Genomic DNA, 16877 nt, shown 5'->3' with positions numbered 1-16877 from the left:
ATGCGCGTCATGGCCCAAGTGGCGATGGTGATGAACCTCGACAAGTGCATCGGCTGCCACACCTGCTCGGTCACCTGCAAGCAGACCTGGACCAACCGCACCGGCGTGGAGTACGCCTGGTTCAACAACGTCGAGACCAAGCCCGGCGTCGGCTATCCCCGCCGCTACGAGGACCAGCGGCAGTGGAAGGGCGGCTGGGAGCTGGACCGGCGCGGGCGCCTGGTGCTGCGTTCCGGCGGCCGCCTCAAGCGCCTGGCCTCCCTGTTCTCCAACCCCGACCTGCCGGCCATCGAGGACTACTACGAGCCGGTCACCTACGACTACGACAACCTCGTCAGCGCCCCCGCCGGCCAGGACGTGCCCGTCGCCCGCCCCCGCTCGGTGCTCACGGGCAAGCCGACCGCCATCACCTGGGGCGCCAACTGGGAGGACGGCCTCGGCGGCGCGGCCGAGACGGCGGCCGGCGACCCCAACCTGAGCGGCGACCTGGCCGAGAAGGTGAAGTTCGAGTTCGAGCAGACCTTCCTGTTCCACCTGCCGCGGCTGTGCGAGCACTGCCTCAACCCGGCCTGCGTCTCCGCCTGCCCGTCCGGGGCGATGTACAAGCGGGCCGAGGACGGCATCGTCCTCGTCGACCAGGACCGCTGCCGCGGCTGGCGGATGTGCGTCACCGCCTGCCCGTACAAGAAGGTCTACGTCAACCACGCCACCGGCAAGGCCGAGAAGTGCACCTTCTGCTTCCCGCGCATCGAGGCCGGACAGCCCACCGTCTGCTCCGAAACCTGCGTCGGACGCCTGCGCTACCTCGGCCTGGTGCTCTACGACGCCGACCGGGTCGGCGAGGCCGCCGCCGTGGCCGACGAGCAGGACCTGCTGGACGCCCAGCGGAACGTCTTCCTCGACCCGGCCGATCCCGAAGTCCGCGACGCCGCCCGGCGGTCCGGCATCCCCGAGGACTGGATCGACGCCGCCCGCCGCTCACCCGTACGCGCCCTGATCAGCGAGTACAAGGTGGCCCTGCCGCTGCACCCGGAGTACCGCACGCTGCCCATGGTCTGGTACGTGCCGCCGCTGTCCCCGGTCCTGGACGCCGTCGGCGAGGCGGGCGGCAACGCCGAGGACCCCGACCACGTCTTCGCCGCCGTCACCCGGCTGCGCATCCCGCTGGACTACCTGGCCAACCTCTTCGCTGCCGGAGACACCGACGTCGTCGCCGGGGTCCTGATGAAACTGACCGCGCTCCGCAGCCACATGCGGCAGCGCACCCTCGGCGAACAGGGCGACGAGAGCGCCCTCAAGGCCGTCGGCCTCACATCCGCGCAGGCCGAGGACCTGCACCGGCTGCTGGCCGTCGCCAAGTACGCCGACCGGTACGTGGTCCCCGCAGCCCACCGGGAGGACGCCGCCGCGCTCAGCGCGATGGAAGACCGCTGCCCCGTGGAGAGCTCCGACGCCCCGTCCGGCACCGACCGCAAGGTCATGCTCGGGATTCCGGCCCTGCGGCGACGCACCACCACCTCCGACAACCTCGCGGGAGACACCGCATGAGCACCCTGCGCACGCGCATCCGCCCGGCGGCCGGGCGCGGAGCCCGCCCCGGCCCCGAAGAGGCCGCACAGCGCGCGCTCCTGCTGCGGCTGCTGTCGCTCCTGTTGCAGTACCCGGACGCCGAACTGACCGCAGAACGGCCCGCGCTGGGCGCCGCCGTGGACGCGCTGCCGCCCTCGCCCGCTGCCGACGAGCTGGCTGCCTTCACCACCTGGTTCGCGGCCCAGCCCGCCGAGGCACTGGAGAGCCACTACGTGGAAATCTTCGACCTGCGCCGTAAAAGCAGCCTCTACCTCACCTACTACTTGCATGGCGACACCCGCCGACGAGGCATGGCCCTGCTGACCCTCGCCCAGACCTACCGGGCCGCCGGCTGGAGCGCCGACGGCGGCGAACTCCCCGACCACCTGCCCGTCGTCCTGGAATTCGCCGCACTGGCCGGCCCGCGCGCGGGAGAAGCGCCGCTGCGCCGCCACCGGCGCGGCCTGGAACTCATCCACCACGCCCTGTCCGACGTGCGGTCCCCCTACGCCGGACTGCTGACGGCGCTGCTGTCCCTGCTGCCGCCGGCCAGCGACGCGGAGCTGGCGGAGGTGGCGAAGCTGGCCGCCGAAGGGCCGCCCGCCGAGGACGTCGGCCTCGACCCGTACAGCGGCACCGGCTTCGCCCCGCCCGGCACCTTCGTACCGCCCACACCGGCCCAGCCGACGCTGATGCCCCCTCTGACCGGTCCCATGGATTCGGATGCCCGCCGATGAGCGCCTCCAGCAGCCCCCTCACCGCGATGAACGGCACCGACCTGCTGCTGTGGGTCGCCGTCCCCTACATCTGCCTGGCCGTCTTCGCCGTCGGACACGTCTGGCGGTTCCGCAAGGACCAGTTCGGCTGGACCAGCCGCACCAGCCAGCTGCTGGAACACCGCTGGCTGCGCTGGGGCAGCCCGCTGTTCCACCTCGGCGCGTTCGCCGTGATCGCCGGACATGTCGTGGGTCTGGCCGTCCCCGCGTCCTGGACCGAGGCGGTGGGCATCGGCGAGCACACGTACCACACCGTGGCGGTCGCCCTCGGCTCCGTGGCCGGTGCGGCCATGGTCGTGGGCCTGGGCATGCTCAGCGCCCGCCGCCTGCTCGCCCCGCGCATCCGCACCCGGACCAGCTCCAGCGACAAGATGCTCTTCCCGCTGCTGGCCGCCACCGTGCTGCTGGGCATCGCCGCCACCGTCGTCCACAACATCGCCGGCGGCGGATACGACTACCGCTCCACCGTCTCGGTCTGGTTCCGCGGACTGTTCCTGCTGCAACCGCAGCCCGTGGCCATGTCCGGCGCGCCCCTGCTGTTCCAGCTGCACGCCCTGACCGCGTGTCTGCTGTTCGCGGCCTGGCCCTTCACCCGCCTCGTCCACGTGTGGAGCGCCCCCGTCGGCTATCTGCGCCGCCCGTACCTGGTCTACCGGCGGAAGACGGCCACCCGGCCGTACGACCGGCACTCCGGCGTCCCCGCCGGTGCCCGCCGCGAGCTGACCGGACCCAAGGCGCCCCGGTAACACCGCCTTCCGCGAGGGCGCTCGCGACGAATGGCCCGTCCCCCGATGGGCGGGTTCGATGAAGCGGAAAGACGGGAGCCGCGTGAAGGCGGCGGGATGCAGATCCCGCGCCGGACGGCTTCCGGAACGACTCGAACGAGAGGTACCCGATGTGCCCGCTTGAGGAATCCGTCCGCGCCGTGCCGGCGCAGGCGACAGGCCGCACTTCCCCGGCCGGCCGCCCGGCGATCATGCTCACCCTGGCCACGCTGGGCTTCGCGGTGAACTTCTGGGCGTGGGCGCTGCTGAGCCCGCTGGGCCCGCGCTTCAAGGAGACCCTGGCGCTCAGCTCGTTCGAGCAGTCCCTGCTGGTGGCGGTGCCGGTCGTGGTCGGGTCGCTGGGCCGGATCCCGGTGGGCGCGCTGACCGACCGGTTCGGCGGCCGGGTGATGTTCCCCCTGGTGTCCGCCGCGACGATCGTGCCGGTGCTCTACCTGGGCCTGTTCGGCCATTCCTCGCTGGTCGCCCTGCTGGTCGGCGGGTTCTTCCTGGGCATCGGCGGCACGGCCTTCGCCGTCGGCGTGCCGTTCGTCAGCGGCTGGTACCCGCCGGAGCGGCGCGGGCTGGCGATCGGCGTCTTCGGCGCGGGTATGGGCGGCACCGCCATCAGCGCGCTGACCACCGTCAAGCTGGTCGACGCGCACAGTATGGCCAACCCGTTCCTGATCACCGCCGCGGCGCTGGCCGTCTACGCCGTGCTGGCCGCCGTACTGCTGCGGGACGCGCCCGGCCGTACCGTACCGACCGAGCCGCTGGCCCGCCGTCTCGCCGACACCTCCCGCCTGTCCGTCACCTGGCAGGCTTCCGCCCTGTACGCCGTGGCGTTCGGCGGCTACGTCGCCTTCTCGGTCTACCTGCCGACCTACCTGAAGACCGGTTACGGACTCGGCCAGGCCGACGCCGCCAACCGGATGGCCGGCTTCGTCCTGCTGGCGGTGGCCATGCGTCCGGTCGGCGGCTGGCTGTCGGACCGGCTGGGCTCGGTCCGCGTCCTCGCCGGATCGCTGGCGGTGGTCGTCGTGGGGGCCGCCGTGCAGTCGGCGACCCCGGCGCTCGCTCCGGTGGGCACCATCGCCTTCCTGGCCATGGCCGCCGCGCTCGGCGCGGGCAGCGGTGCCACCTTCGCCCTGGTGGCGCAGCTCGCCCCGGCGAACAAGGTGGGTTCGGTCACCGGCGTGGTCGGCGCCGCGGGCGGCCTGGGCGGGTTCATTCCTCCGCTGGTGATGGGCGCGATCTTCAGTGCCTCCGGGAGTTACGCCCTGGGCCTGCTCCTGCTGGCCCTGGTCTCGGCCGTCGCGCTGGCGTTCACCGTCACCCGGGTCCGGCGGGACGCCGCCCGTTCCGGCACCGCCGCGGGCACCACGTGAGCGCGCCGACACCCCGTCATCTCGATGGCGGAACCGGTGCGGCGAATCTCCGACGGTCCCTTGAACGTCCCTGAAACCCCCTCAGAAAGGCAGCGCCTCCCGATGAACGCCACCAGCGTCCCGCGCCCACGACCTGCCTCCGCGCCGCCCGGTCCGGAGGCGGCCCGGCCGCACGTCGTGGTGGTCGGCGGCGGCATCGCCGGACTGGCCGCCGCCGCTCGCCTCAGCGGCGTCGCGGAAGGCGCCGGAACCGGCTGCCGGGTGACGCTGCTGGAGTCCGCGGACCGGCTCGGAGGCAAGCTCCTGAGCGGTGAGGTGGGCGGCGTCCCCGTGGACCTGGGCGCCGAAGCGGTGTTCGTCCGGCAGCCGTCCGTCCTGGAACTGGCCCGGGAGGCCGGGCTGGGGGACGAGCTGGAGCCGCCGGTCACGACGGAAGCCTCCCTGTGGACCCGCGGCGCGCTCCGCCCCCTGCCCCGGGGCCACCTGATGGGCATACCCGCCGACCTCGACTCCCTCGCCGCTTGCGGCGTGCTGTCCGACGACGGCCTCGCGCGCGCCCGCCAGGACCTGTCGCTCCCGCGTACGGAGGTGGGCGACGACATCGCCGTCGGCCGGTACGTGGCCGCCCGGCTGGGACAGGAAGTGGTCGACCGGCTCGTCGAACCCCTGCTCGGCGGCGTCTACGCCGGGCAGGCCGACCGCATCTCCCTGCGTGCCGCCCTGCCGCACCTGCTTCCCGTCGCCCGCGAGGAGCGGTCCCTGCTGGAAGGCATCCGCTCCCTGCGGACACCGGCGCCCGCCGCGCCCAAGTCCGGGGCGGCCGCGCCCCCGTTCCGGAGCGTACGGGGCGGACTGGGCCGGCTGCCCCTGGCCGTCGCCCAGGCGTGCCGGGCCGCGGGCGTGGACATCCGCACCGCCACCGCCGCCCGCGCGCTGCGCCGTACCGGACACGGGTGGCGGCTGACGGTACGGAACACAGGCGGCGAACAGCGGCTCGAAGCGGACGCCGTGGTACTCGCCGTACCCGCGCCCGCCGCCGCCCGGCTGCTGGCCGACGAGGTACCGGCCGCGGCCGCCGCGCTGCGCACCGTCGAGTACGCCGACATGGCACTGGTCACCCTGGTCTACGACCGGACGGACCTGCCGGACGGCCTGCCGGGCAGCGGCTTCCTGGTCCCGCCGGTGGACGGGCGCCTCATCAAGGCGGCCACGTTCCTGACCGGCAAATGGGCGTGGCCGGGCCGGTGCGCGCCCGGCAAGGCCGTGGTGCGCACCTCGGTCGGCCGGCACGGGGAGGACACCGCCCTGCGCCTCGACGACAAGGAACTGGTGGCCCGTTCGCGCACCGAGCTGTCCGCCGCGACCGGCTTGACGGCCGTCCCGTACGCCACCGCCGTCACCCGTTGGGCCACCGGTCTGCCCCAGTACACCGTCGGCCACGTCGCCCGGATGGACCGCGTACGGGAGCACGTGGGACAGCTCGGCACGCTGGCGGTCTGCGGGGCCGCGTACGACGGTGTCGGCATCACCAGTTGCGTCGAGAGCGCTCAGCGGGCGGCCGAAGCGATCACGGCGGAACTCGGCGCCCGTCGCCGAGGGTGAGGAATTCCGGCGCCGTACTCGTGGTGAGGTCGCCCCGCTTTGCGTGGACAGTGACCTGTAGTCGCTAGCGGCGAACCGATCGCGATGCGAATGGGCGGGCGTGCCCGGAAGCGGAGCGGCGCGGTGAGTACCGCACCTATCCGGACCAACGCACGGGCCTGGACGGCACGCTGACCGAGGCGCTGGTGAACAGCCGCCGCTTCTTCACCAGGGTGCGGGTGTCGGACGACGAGCGCGCGCTGTACCGGATCGGCGGGCGCGCGGCGGACACCTTCTGCCGGGACCGCTGGTCGCACGACAAGGTGGTGCGCTCCACGCACGGCGTGAACTGCACCGGCTCCTCCTCGTGGAAGGTGCCCGTCTGGTACACGGACCTGCCCGTCGCCTCGCCGCAGGTCTTCGGCGACCAGACGGACGTCCCCGAGTCCGGTGGCTGGTGGGACGCCGGTTACCTGATCATGTGGGGTTCCAACCTGCCGGTGTCCCGCACCCCCGACGCGCACGGGATGGCCGAGGCCGGCTACCGGGGCCAGAAGGTCGTCGCGGTGGCCCCGGACTACGCGGACGACGTGAAGTTCGCCGACGAGTGGCTCTCCGCCCGGCCCGGCACCGACGGCGCGCTGGCCATGGCCGACGAACTCCCCGACCACCTCGCCGTCGTCCTGGAATTCGCCGCGGCCGAGCCCGAACCGGGCCGGCGCCTGCTGCTGGACCACCCGCTCGTCCCAGCCCTACGAGAACCGCCTGCTGCGCATCGGCAGCCCGCTGTTCCACTTCGGCATCCTGCTGGTGGCCGTCGGCCATGTCGTCGCCCTGTTGATCCCGCACGGCTGGAGCGAAGCCGCCGGAATCACCGAGCACACCTACCGTGTGACCGCCGTCGCCCTGGGCACCGTCGCGGGCGTGTGCACGCTCGGCGGACTGGCCGTCCTCGTCTGCCGGCGGCGCACCGTCGGCCCGGTCTTCAGCGCCACCACACACAACGACAAGCTGATGTACGTCATGCTCACGCTCGCCCTGGTACTGGGGCTGACCGCCACGGCGGACGCCAACATCGCCGGCGCGGGGTACGACTACCGCACCACCGTCTCCCCCTGGTTCCGGTCCATCTTCTCCTTCCGGCCCGACCCCGCCCTGATGAGCGGCCTGCCGCTGCTGTCCCAGCTCCACGTGCTCAGCGCGCCGGCCTTGTTCGCCGTCTGGCCGTTCACCCGGCTCGCCCACCTGCTCACCGCGCCCCTGGGGTACCTCACCCGCCCGTACATCGTCTACCGCAGCCGGGACGCGCAACTCGGCGCACGCCCTCCCCGGCGGGGCTGGGAACGCGTCCGGTGAACCGCGGGACCTTCGGCCCTTCCGGAGCGGGGGCCCGGCAGGACCCGGGCCGAAGGACCGGCAAGAAGGGCCGACCGGCCCTGGCTCTTCGGCCCTGGTGTGCGGCAGGCTGCACGTGGCACCGCCCGCGGGGGCGGGCCGCACCAGGAACATCGGAGCTGTGTGATGACGGAGAACCCTGCCGACGCCCGGACGAAGGCACCGGTCAGCGTCTTCCTGCTCGACGACCACGAGGTGGTGCGCCGCGGCGTGCACGACCTGCTGGACGCCGAACCGGATCTGACCGTGGTGGGGGAGGCGAACACCGCCGAACAGGCGCTGGTGCGCATCCCCGCCCTGCGCCCGCAGGTGGCGGTCCTGGACGTCCGGCTGCCCGACGGCGACGGGGTGAGCGTCTGCCGCGAGCTGCGCTCGCGCATGCCCGACCTGGTGTGCCTGATGCTGACCTCCTTCGACGACGAGGAGGCCCTGCTGGACGCGATCATGGCGGGCGCCGCCGGGTACGTGCTCAAGCAGATCACCGGCACCGACCTGGTCAACGCCGTACGGACGGTGGCCGCGGGCCAGTCGCTGCTGGACGCCGGCGCCACCGCGCGCGTCATGGCCCGGCTGCGCGGCGAGACCCACCAGGAGGAACCGAAGCCGGGCCTGCCGGGGCTGAGCGAGCGGGAACGGGAGATCCTGGCGCTGGTGGGCGAGGGGCTGACCAACCGGGAGATCGGCAAGCGGCTCTACCTCGCGGAGAAGACGGTCAAGAACAACATCTCCCGCCTGCTGGCCAAGCTCGGCGTGGAACGCCGGGTCCAGGCCGCGGTCATCGCCGCCCAGGCGCTCGCCGCCGTCCCGGAGCCCCGCACAGGGGCTGCCTCCGCGGCGCCGCGCGCGGGTGGTCCGCGGGTCTGAGGGGGCGACGGTTCCCGGTGCGTGAGCGACGGGAACGGTGCAGCCGGCGGGGACGACGGAGCTGTCGGGGCAGGTGAGGCCAGTGGGGCCACTGGATCGGCAGGACCGGCGGAACCGTCGGGGCCGACGGACCGACGGGACCGGCTCCCCGACCGGACGGCGTGACGCCGCGCGCGGCCGGGGACCGGTCACTCCCGCGTGCGCCGTAACGGCTCTCCGTACGGGCCACCGTTGTCACCCTCGCGCGCGACGAGGCGGCTGACCACGCCCACCACCCCGTCCACCCGCCAGGTCAGACCGATCGCGGCCGGGATGTCGTCCTCGTGCGCGAGAGTCCCCCGCAGGGTCACCAGACCGTCCCGTACCGACACCCGTACCTCGTCCGGCGGCACGTCCAGGGCACGGCCCAGCACCTCGCCGACCACCTCCACGAGGATCTGCTCGTCCGGCCGCAGAAACACCCGCAGCAGGTCCCGGCGGGTGGTGATGCCGATGAGCCGGTCCTCCTCGTCCACGACGGGCAGCCGGTCGACGTGCCGGCGTTGCATGAGGCGCGCGGCGTCCGCGACGCGGTGCTCCGGGTGCACGGTGACCGCCGGTGTCGTCATCACGTCGCCCGCGGTCGTCGCCCCGTCGGCCGCGCGGGGGCCGGCCGGGCGGCGCGGTACCGGGTGCGGCGGCCACGCGGCCGGACCTCCGGGCCGGTCACCGGGGAGCGCGGGCAGGTCCGTACGGGACACCACCCCCATGACCTTGTCGTCGCCGTCCACCACCGGCAGGCCGCTGATCCGGTGGACGTCGAGCAGCCGGGCCAGCTCCTTGGCCGGGGTGTCCGGGCGGGCCTGTACGACCTCCCACGTCATCACCTCGGCCACGGTGCGGTTCTGCACGGCGGTACCTCCCCTCCTTCGGTGCCTCACGGAACCGGCCTCCGGGCCGGCCGCTTTCTCCCCGCCGGTCGAGTCTCGCCGAGGCCGGAGCCCGGGAGCAGGGCCCATCCGCCTCCGTCCGAGGGCCACTCGCCCCCGATACGTCACATGGCACCCCGGCACGTCGTCCGTCACTCCCGAAACGTCCCGCGCGCGGCTTGCGCGGGAGCGGGCGGCCACCGGGGTCCGATGGCGGTGTTCGAACAGGGATACGCTGGCCGGGTACGGCGGGCGACCGAAGAAGGAGGGCCGGTGGGCACGCAGGAGCCGTTGTCGCGGATGCCGCAGATGCGACTGGACGAGTTGCTGGAGGAACTGCAGGCACGCATCGACGCCGCGCGCGGCACCCGGGACCGGGTGCACAGCCTCCTGGAGGCCGTGGTCTCGGTCGGGCGGGAACTGGACCTGCCCCAGGTGCTCCGGCGTATCGTCGAAGCCGCGGCGCTGCTGGTCGATGCCCAGTACGCGGCGCTGGGCGTGATCGGCCCGGACGGCAAGCGGCTGTCGCAGTTCCTCACCGTCGGCCTGACCCCCGAGGAGATCGCCGCGATCGGGCCGCTGCCGGCCGGCCACGGCCTGCTGGGCGAACTGATCCGTCACCCCGAGCCGTTGCGGCTCTCCGATCTCGGTACCCACCCGTCCTCGTACGGGTTCCCCGCCCACCACCCGCCGATGCGCACCTTCCTGGGCGTGCCGATCCGGGTACGGGACGAGGTCTTCGGCAATCTGTATCTGACCGACAAGCGTGGCGGGCACGACTTCGACGCGGAGGACGAGTCGGTGATCTCCACGCTGTCGGTCGCCGCCGGTGTGGCCATCGACAACGCCCGGCTCTACGAGGGCGCGCAGCGTCAGCAGCGCTGGCTGAAGGCGGGCGCGGAGATCACCAACAGTCTGTTCTCCGGCATACCGCGCCTGGAGGTGCTGGAGCTGATCGCCCGCCGGGCCCAGGAGATCACCCGGGCGCAGCTCGCCGACGTCTGCGTCCCGATGCACGACACCGGAGACCTGGTCGTCGAGCTGGCGCTCGGCGGGCACGGCGAGAAGCGCCGCGGTCTGGTGGTGCCGGTCGACGGCACGCTGTCCGGCGCCGCCCTCACCGCCGGGAGACCGGTCACCACGTCCGCCCTGGCGGGCGACGACCGGTACGCCGCCGGGCCCCGGCGGTTCGACGGTCTGGGCCCGGCGGTGGCCGTGCCGTTGGACAGCGAGGGCGGCAGCGCCCGAGGCGTGCTGCTGCTGGCGCGCGCCGAGGGCGAGGCGGTGTTCACCGAGGGGGAGCTGGACCCGCTGCACGCGTTCGCCGGGCAGGCGGCCCTCGCCCTGGAACTGGCCGAGCGCCGGCGCGACGCCGAACAGCTCGCGCTGCTGGAGGACCGCGACCGGATCGCCCGCGACCTGCACGACCTGGCCATCCAGCGCCTGTTCGCCACCGGTATGACGCTGCAGAGCGCCGCCCGGCTGGTCGAGCACGCCGGCGCCGCGGAGCGGGTCACCCGGGCGGTGGGCGACCTGGACGAGACCATCAAGATCATCCGTTCGACGATCTTCGGTCTGCGGGTCAGGGAGGAGGACGCGGGCCCGAGCCTGCGGGCCCGGGTGGCGCGCGCCGTGGGGGAGGCCGGCACGGCGCTGGGCTTCCCGCCCCGGCTGAGCATGGAGGGCCTGCTGGACACCGACGTGCCGGCCCAGGTCGCCGACCACGTCGTGGCGGCCCTCACCGAACTGCTGAGCAACGCGGCCCGGCACGCGCACGCGACCCGGGTCGAGGTGGCGTTGCAGGCCACCGGCGACGAGGTCGTGCTGACCGTGACGGACAACGGCAGGGGCATCCCGGAGGGCGGCCGGCGCAGCGGACTGACCAACCTGGCCGAACGGGCGGACCGGGTGGACGGGACGATGGAGCTCCGTACGCCCGACGACGGCGGCAGCCAGGTGGTGTGGCGCGCTCCGCTGGCCGCGGGCGTTTGACGGGCCGTCGGCCGCCCTGGCCCGGGCCCGGTTCAGGGCCCGCCGACGGCTGACCCGTTGCTTGCCTACCTGAGATCCACGGGCGTCGTCGGCGCCCCCTTCTCCCGTACGGCGGCGAGCAGTTCGGGCAGCTGCGGCGGCCACAACGGCTCGGTGGTGGCGGACAGCTCGTCCGGCGACCTCCAGCGCCACCGGAGAATCCCGTCCGCCGCGTGCACGGCCACGAGGTCCCCGACCGGGTCCCGGCGGGGATTGCGGGCGAGGACAATCCGCTCATGCTGACGGACCGGCACCCGGCCCGGGTGAAGTCGTGTCATGGTGCGGGGGACCTTGATGCCGGTCCACCCGGCCTCCTCACGCAGTTCGCGCCCTGCCGCCTGCGGAGGTGACTCGCCCGGGTCCAGACCGCCGCCGGGTGTCGCCCAGTGGACGCCGACTTCCTCGTTGTCGTACCGGAACACGAAGACCGCACCGGTCGGATCGAGGACGGCGGCTCTGGCTGCTCTTCGGGGAGTGCGGGGTCATGCGCATCGCGTCAGCCCTTCCCTCGCTATGGCGTCGAGGGAGGCCTCATGGTCGGCAGCCTGCACGGCGCACCTCTTCCCGGCCGCGGCAGCCGGGCCTGGTAGCGGCCCGGCAGCCGACACCATCTCGTCCTGACCTCCTGACCAACCGCACGGCATGGGCCCATGACCGGCGCTGGGCCGGCCAGACACCTGTCATGCTCGATCACGGTGGCGAGGAAGTCCCGCGCGATCAGGTCCGCCCCGGCGACATCATCCACTACGAGCAGGCCGGCGACAACGAGGAGATCGGCAAGGGCAACACCCACCATGCCGCCGGCGGCCCTGCACGCACTGCCTTGTGGGTACCCGTCCTGGTGGCCCTCGGCATCGCAGGCCTCGTCGTCCACGACGCGGCGGAGAAAGCCCACCTGAAAGCCGCATGGGTACATTGCGACGACACGGCAGCACACCGTTGAGAGGCCGGCGTGGCGGCGTCGTAGTGGCCTCCGCTCTCCTGGGGCTCCTGCCGCTGCTGGCCCAGGTCGTCATCGTGTGGCACCTGCACCAGCCAGCCCCTGGCGGCACCATCAGCTGTGTGTGATCCACCGCCGTTCGGCGCCGTGGCGACCTGGGTGTACGGCCGAGCAGATGGCGTGGACGACTTCGGAGCCGAACAGCGTCTTGCTGCGAGGCTGTGCCAGTCGCCGTCGCCGTCGCCGTCGCCGTCGCCGTCGCCGTCGCCGTCGCCGTCGCCGTCGGTGGCTCCGGCGAAGGCGGTGGCGTTTCGGGTGCCGCCGTTGTGCCACGTCAGCTTGCCTGTGCGCTGCCAGGCGGGACGGGGGCACCCAAGACGCTGTCCACGAGCAGTCCGGTGAGGATGCGGGCGGCGGCTTGGGAACCCCGCCTGTGCCGTTTCGTCACCGACCCGGACACGTGCGCTTCTCATTCGCCGCGGTCCGACGCCGCGGAGGGCGCGCGCTGAGGCCCGCTCCGGGCGTGGCGGTGCCGTTCGCCGTCCTTCGCCGTGCGCAGCGCCAGCAGGTGGCGGACGAGGGCGAGTACGGCGAGCAGGGCGACGAGTGCGCACACGCCTCGCCAGCCGGCCTGTCCCCAGACGCGTACACCGAGCCAGGAACCCGCGCTGCCGCCCAGGTAGGCGCAGGTCATGTAGGCGGTGTTGAGTCTGCTGCGGGCGTCGGCGCGTACCGCGTAGACGCGTACTTGGTTGGCGACCATGCCGGACTGCATCGTGACGTCGAGGAGCAGGGTGCCCAGGACCAGGGTGGCCAGTCCCAGGGCGCCGCCCCGGGCCCCGGCGGTGAGGACCGCCGCCGAGACGAGAACGCCGAGCAGGCAGACGAGGTTCACCGGATCGGGGCCGTGGCGGTCCACCAGGCGGCCGGCGAGCGGGGTGCAGAGCATGGTCGCCGCGCCGACCAGGGCGATCAGTCCTACCGCTCGGGCGTCCAGCCCGTAGGCCGGGCCGGCGAGCAGGAGGGCCAGGCAGGTCCACACCGCGGAGAACCCGGCGAAGACGGTTGCCTGGTAGAAGCACGAGCGGCGCAGGCCCGGTTCGGTGCGCAGCAGACGCAGCGGCTCGGCCAGCAGGGACCCGTACCGCTGACGGGAGGACGGAGTCGTGGCCGGTACCGCGAACGCCAGGACGCCGGCCAGGAGCAGGGCCAGGACCGCGGCGACCAGGTAGGGGGCACGCCAGCCCAGCCATTCGCCGAGCGTGCCGCTGAAGGTCCGGGCCAGCAGCATGCCGCCGGTCGATCCGCTCAGCAGGGTGCCGAGCACTGCTCCCTGACGGTCGGCGCCCACGGAACCGGCCACCAGGGGACCGATGATCTGCGCGCCCACCGTGGTCAGACCGACCAGGGCGCCGGCGGCGACGAGGGGCGGCAGCGCCGGCGCACAGCCCGCGGCGAGCAGGGCCAGGCCCGTCAGGGCGAGCAGGGTGACCAGGAACGGGCGGTGCGGCAGCCGGTCGCCGAGCGGGACGAGCAGGACCGTACCGGCCGTGTAGCCGATCTGGGTGGCGGTCACCACCACGGCGGCCGCGTCGGGCGGCACGTGCAGTCCGGAGGCGACCAGCGGACCGATGGCCTGCGGGAAGTAGATGTTGCCGACCGCCACGGCACAGGTGACCGCCAGGAGGAGGACCGTCCGACGGTTCATTCTCCGGTCCCCCGGGGGAGACCGGCCATCCTGGCCGCGCCGATGCCGCATTCCGCCCCGGCGGCAAACGCCGCCCACCGCCCAAGAGTTGTGCAGGTCATGGGTGAAAGTCCACGGCATCGACGTCGCGCCGCCAATCGATGTAGCGTACGGCTTAATGATCAGCTTCGTGCTCGGCGTCGAAGACCTCGCGGACACCCGGTTCGCCCTGTCGCCCCTGCACGAGCCCCTGTTCAGCCTGCGGGTGCTCCAGGACCCGGGCCTGTCCGCGCTACATCTGCCCTGGCGCAGGTCCGTACTCGGCAAGCTGGGCGCGCTCGACACCGGCCTGCTGATGTCCTTGGTCGCGCAGCGGCGCACCCTCCCCGACTTCCTGACACCGAACCCCACGAGCTTCACCCCGGCCTTCGAGGAGCAACTGGCCCTCGTCCGCCAGGTGTCCGCCGCCCGGGTCCGCCACGACCTGCTGCTCACCCACGCGCCCGACCCGCTTCCCGAGGCCCTGGGCGACGTCCCCCTCGCCGACGACGCGTCCCTCGCCGCTCTCCGCGACGCCCTCTGCGATCTCCTACGGCAGTACTGGCGCATCGCCGTCGAGCCGCTGTGGCCGCAGATCCGGCTGGTGCTGGAAGCCGACATGACCTACCGCGCCCGCCGGCTCGCCCTGGGAGGCGCCCGGCTGCTCTTCGCCGGCATGCACCCGAATCTGCGCTGGCAGGACGGCGAGCTGTACATCCACCAGATGATCAGCCGGCACCGGGTGGAGGCGTCCGGCCGGGGGCTGCTGCTCCTCCCGTCCGTCTTCGCGCACAAGCCCGCGCCCCCGGTCGGTCCGGACGAGGCGCCGAGTCTCGTCTACCCCAGCCGTGGAGTGGCCACCCTGTGGGGTCCGGACGTGCCGGTCGTCAGCTCGGCCGCTCTCGTGTCCCTGCTCGGCGCGGCCCGGGCCAGGCTGCTCAGCCTCCTCGAAGAGCCGCTGCCGACCGTCGAGCTGGCCCGCCGCCTGCGGGTCACCCCGAGCGCCGTCTCCCAGCACCTGCGCGTCCTGCACGCCACCGGACTGGTCACCCGGACCCGGGACGGACGGCATGTGCTGTACCGGAGGAGCGCGCTCGGCGACCGGCTCACGGGCACCGCCGAGGGAGCGCCGGCCGACGACCGCTGAGCGGCGGCCGGAGCCGGGTACGGGCCCCGCCCGGCACCGGGCCTCGTCGCCGGGAGCCGCCGCCTCACCTCCTCGCGCAGCCCTCCACCGTCCTTGGCCGTCCCTCGCCGCTCGCGGCGTACACCGCGACCGCGGGCTGCGCCACCAGCCGGAAACCGGTGACCAGGTCGGGATGGATACGCAGCACGCCGTTCATGGTCTGCGCCACCCACGGCCGCAGCAGATCCTCGTAGCGGGCCACCTGCGCCGGATCGGCCACCAGTTGGGCGAACCCGGTGACGATGACGCTCCAGCCCAGGCGGGTGTGCGGATCGATGGCATCGGCCTCGTACGCGACCACCAGGCCCGCCTCGCCCGCGGGCGGCGCGATCGAGGTCAGGGTCGCCCCGTCGTTGAGCCGGACGACGATGTCCTCCCCGTCGAGGAGGTGATTGACCGGGCGGATGGCCGGCAGGGCGTTCTGGGTGAACACGAGCCGGCCGAGCGGGACACTGCCCAGCAGCCGCAGTGATTCCTCCCGGGGCAGCTGCTGCATCCCCCGGGCCGCCGGCTCACGGCGTACCTCGACATGCTGTGTGTCTTCGTCGTTCATGCTGCACACTCTCTGCTCCGGCGGCGCTCGTCCGGGCACTCGTTGCCTGACTGCCAGCCTCTCCGGAGCGGGCTCCCGGCGACAGGGCCGAACGGGCCCTGGTACGGGCCATTTCGGCGGTGACCGCGGGAGAGCCCCACCTCGTGAGAGCCCGCGGCCGGGGCCGTGCCCTCACGGGTGAGGCACCACGGCCACCGGGCACGGCGCGTGGTGCAGCGCCGCGTGCGCGACCGCGCCGATCTTCCGCAGGTCGTGACGGCCCGGGCTGCGACGTCCGACGACCAGGAGCGAGGCCCGCGCGCTGCCGGCCAGCAGCACCTGTCCCGCGCCACCCATCTCGACGTGCTCGACAACCTTCACCTGGGGAAAGCGCTCCCGCCACGGCCGCAGGGCGTCGGCCAGCCGCTTCCGCTCCAGCGGCTCCAGGCCACCGGCGTCGTCGGCCGCCCGCATGGCTTCGCCGCCCCACACCAGGACCGGCGGGATGTTCCAGGCCCGTACCGCCCGCAGGCCCGCCCCCTGAGCCGCGGCGGCTGTGAAGGCGAACTCCAGCACCGGCCCGCTCTCCCGCTCGTCCTGCACCCCCACCACCACCTCGTCCCTAGGCTGCTCCGCCTCCTCAGGGCGCGGGCTGCGCACGAGGACCACCGGCGAGGCCGCCTGCCGCAGCACGTGCAGCCCCACCGAGCCCAGCAGATAGCCGACCAGCGTGCCGTGCCCGCGCGAGCCCAGCACGAGCAGGTCCGCCGCGGCCGCCTCGGCGATCAGGGCCGGTACGGTCTCGGCCGCCAGGATCTCCCTGGTGACGGGCAGCGCGGGGAAGTCCTCCGCCACCCGGTCGGCGGCCTCCCGCAGCACGCCCGCGGCCCAGCGGCGCTGCACCTCCTCGTCCGCCGCGACCGGCACGTCCAGGGGACGCCAGATCCACGCGTGCACCAGCCGCAGCCGCGCTCCGCGCCGCGTGGCCTCGGCGGCGGCCCAGCGGGCGGCGGCGAGGCTGTGGTCGGTTCCGTCCAGGCCGACGGTGACGATGCCGGGCATACGGGCCTCCTGAGGAAGGAACGGAAGTACGTCCGCCCCCCCACTCTCGGGGCACGACGGGCACCCCGGGCACGGCCCCAAGGTCCCGCCCCCGGGGACCAACGGCCTTCCGGCGCGCGGGCCACCGCCCGCCGAGGGCCCTTCGGCCTCCGGTT

14 protein-coding genes and 2 pseudogenes are annotated in these 16877 nt (G+C 73.6%); 11 read left to right on the top strand and 5 right to left on the bottom strand.

All coding sequences use genetic code 11. The features are described 5' to 3' along the window. The 8 genes and pseudogenes from narH to JXZ78_RS01570 all read left to right on the top strand — a co-directional run bounded on the left by narH (position 1) and on the right by JXZ78_RS01570 (position 8337). Positions 1-1548 (top strand): nitrate reductase subunit beta, encoded by a 1548-nt coding sequence (gene narH / locus JXZ78_RS01605; protein WP_030018444.1) that lies wholly within the window; start codon positions 1-3, stop codon positions 1546-1548. Beyond that, entirely contained in the window at positions 1545-2306 is a 762-nt protein-coding gene (gene narJ, locus JXZ78_RS01600; protein ID WP_030018443.1) for a nitrate reductase molybdenum cofactor assembly chaperone, read from the top strand. Before narH ends, narJ begins: the two co-directional genes overlap by 4 nt. Continuing rightward, complete coding sequence (gene narI, locus JXZ78_RS01595) at positions 2303-3091, top strand: respiratory nitrate reductase subunit gamma (protein WP_238782609.1); 789 nt, start codon at positions 2303-2305, stop codon at positions 3089-3091. The genes narJ and narI (JXZ78_RS01595) overlap by 4 nt, the downstream gene beginning before the upstream one ends. Positions 3092-3321: 230 nt before the next feature. Beyond that, positions 3322-4497 carry an MFS transporter gene (locus tag JXZ78_RS01590; protein WP_238782631.1) on the top strand — a complete coding sequence of 392 codons (1176 nt, stop codon included), beginning with the start codon at positions 3322-3324 and terminating at the stop codon, positions 4495-4497. 102 nt (positions 4498-4599) lie between these two features. Beyond that, complete coding sequence (gene hemG, locus JXZ78_RS01585; RefSeq protein WP_030018440.1) at positions 4600-6099, top strand: protoporphyrinogen oxidase; 1500 nt, start codon at positions 4600-4602, stop codon at positions 6097-6099. 158 nt (positions 6100-6257) lie between these two features. Next, a pseudogene (locus JXZ78_RS01580) lies at positions 6258-6731 on the top strand (molybdopterin-dependent oxidoreductase); the annotation flags it as partial. A gap of 112 nt (positions 6732-6843) precedes the next feature. Then, positions 6844-7434 (top strand): respiratory nitrate reductase subunit gamma, encoded by a 591-nt coding sequence (gene narI / locus JXZ78_RS01575; RefSeq protein WP_078624014.1) that lies wholly within the window; start codon positions 6844-6846, stop codon positions 7432-7434. Between the two features lie 165 nt (positions 7435-7599). Continuing rightward, complete coding sequence (locus JXZ78_RS01570; RefSeq protein ID WP_030018437.1) at positions 7600-8337, top strand: response regulator; 738 nt, start codon at positions 7600-7602, stop codon at positions 8335-8337. A gap of 188 nt (positions 8338-8525) precedes the next feature. Here JXZ78_RS01570 and JXZ78_RS01565 read toward each other — a convergent pair whose 3' ends face one another. After that, positions 8526-9227 (bottom strand): CBS domain-containing protein, encoded by a 702-nt coding sequence (locus tag JXZ78_RS01565; RefSeq protein WP_030018436.1) that lies wholly within the window; start codon positions 9225-9227, stop codon positions 8526-8528. Positions 9228-9518: 291 nt separating this feature from the next. Here JXZ78_RS01565 and JXZ78_RS01560 point away from each other — a divergent pair, with 291 nt between their 5' ends. Further along, a complete protein-coding gene (locus JXZ78_RS01560; protein WP_030018435.1) occupies positions 9519-11237 on the top strand; it encodes a sensor histidine kinase in 1719 nt (572 codons plus the stop codon). 65 nt (positions 11238-11302) lie between these two features. Here JXZ78_RS01560 and JXZ78_RS01555 read toward each other — a convergent pair. After that, positions 11303-11737 (bottom strand): annotated as a pseudogene (locus JXZ78_RS01555) (NUDIX hydrolase); the annotation flags it as partial. Between the two features lie 221 nt (positions 11738-11958). On the opposite strand from JXZ78_RS01555, the gene JXZ78_RS01550 reads away from it, so the two are divergent. After that, complete coding sequence (locus JXZ78_RS01550) at positions 11959-12219, top strand: hypothetical protein (RefSeq protein ID WP_030018433.1); 261 nt, start codon at positions 11959-11961, stop codon at positions 12217-12219. Positions 12220-12685: 466 nt separating this feature from the next. Here JXZ78_RS01550 and JXZ78_RS01545 read toward each other — a convergent pair whose 3' ends face one another. After that, positions 12686-13924 (bottom strand): MFS transporter, encoded by a 1239-nt coding sequence (locus JXZ78_RS01545; protein WP_050502128.1) that lies wholly within the window; start codon positions 13922-13924, stop codon positions 12686-12688. Between the two features lie 157 nt (positions 13925-14081). Between JXZ78_RS01545 and JXZ78_RS01540 the strand changes: the two genes are divergently transcribed. Continuing rightward, positions 14082-15089 carry an ArsR/SmtB family transcription factor gene (locus JXZ78_RS01540; protein WP_030018431.1) on the top strand — a complete coding sequence of 336 codons (1008 nt, stop codon included), beginning with the start codon at positions 14082-14084 and terminating at the stop codon, positions 15087-15089. A 64-nt stretch (positions 15090-15153) separates the two neighbouring features. Here the strand turns inward: JXZ78_RS01540 and JXZ78_RS01535 are convergent, their stop codons facing one another. Further along, positions 15154-15681, bottom strand: a complete 528-nt coding sequence (locus JXZ78_RS01535) for a pyridoxamine 5'-phosphate oxidase family protein (protein ID WP_050502127.1) — start codon at positions 15679-15681, stop codon at positions 15154-15156. A gap of 171 nt (positions 15682-15852) precedes the next feature. Next, the gene (locus JXZ78_RS01530; protein ID WP_030018429.1) at positions 15853-16722 is read right to left on the bottom strand and encodes a universal stress protein; all 870 of its coding nucleotides are present in this window, start codon (positions 16720-16722) and stop codon (positions 15853-15855) included. Positions 16723-16877 lie beyond the last annotated feature (155 nt).

It is taken from the genome of Streptomyces monomycini (assembly GCF_022271435.1).
Lineage (GTDB): Bacteria > Actinomycetota > Actinomycetes > Streptomycetales > Streptomycetaceae > Streptomyces > Streptomyces monomycini.
The sequence above is the reverse complement of the archived record's forward strand: the minus strand, read 5'-3'. Positions and strand labels throughout refer to the sequence as shown.

Bases quoted from the DNA above. Each gene is read 5' to 3' on its own strand.
- JXZ78_RS01535 (WP_050502127.1), bottom strand. From the start codon at position 15,681: ATGAACGACGAAGACACACAGCATGTCGAGGTACGCCGTGAGCCGGCG.
- JXZ78_RS01590 (WP_238782631.1), top strand. From the start codon at position 3,322: ATGCTCACCCTGGCCACGCTGGGCTTCGCGGTGAACTTCTGGGCGTGG.
- JXZ78_RS01550 (WP_030018433.1), top strand. From the start codon at position 11,959: ATGCTCGATCACGGTGGCGAGGAAGTCCCGCGCGATCAGGTCCGCCCC.
- JXZ78_RS01570 (WP_030018437.1), top strand. From the start codon at position 7,600: ATGACGGAGAACCCTGCCGACGCCCGGACGAAGGCACCGGTCAGCGTC.
- JXZ78_RS01545 (WP_050502128.1), bottom strand. From the start codon at position 13,924: ATGAACCGTCGGACGGTCCTCCTCCTGGCGGTCACCTGTGCCGTGGCG.
- narH (WP_030018444.1), top strand. From the start codon at position 1: ATGCGCGTCATGGCCCAAGTGGCGATGGTGATGAACCTCGACAAGTGC.
- JXZ78_RS01540 (WP_030018431.1), top strand. From the start codon at position 14,082: ATGATCAGCTTCGTGCTCGGCGTCGAAGACCTCGCGGACACCCGGTTC.
- narJ (WP_030018443.1), top strand. From the start codon at position 1,545: ATGAGCACCCTGCGCACGCGCATCCGCCCGGCGGCCGGGCGCGGAGCC.
- hemG (WP_030018440.1), top strand. From the start codon at position 4,600: ATGAACGCCACCAGCGTCCCGCGCCCACGACCTGCCTCCGCGCCGCCC.
- narI (WP_238782609.1), top strand. From the start codon at position 2,303: ATGAGCGCCTCCAGCAGCCCCCTCACCGCGATGAACGGCACCGACCTG.
- JXZ78_RS01530 (WP_030018429.1), bottom strand. From the start codon at position 16,722: ATGCCCGGCATCGTCACCGTCGGCCTGGACGGAACCGACCACAGCCTC.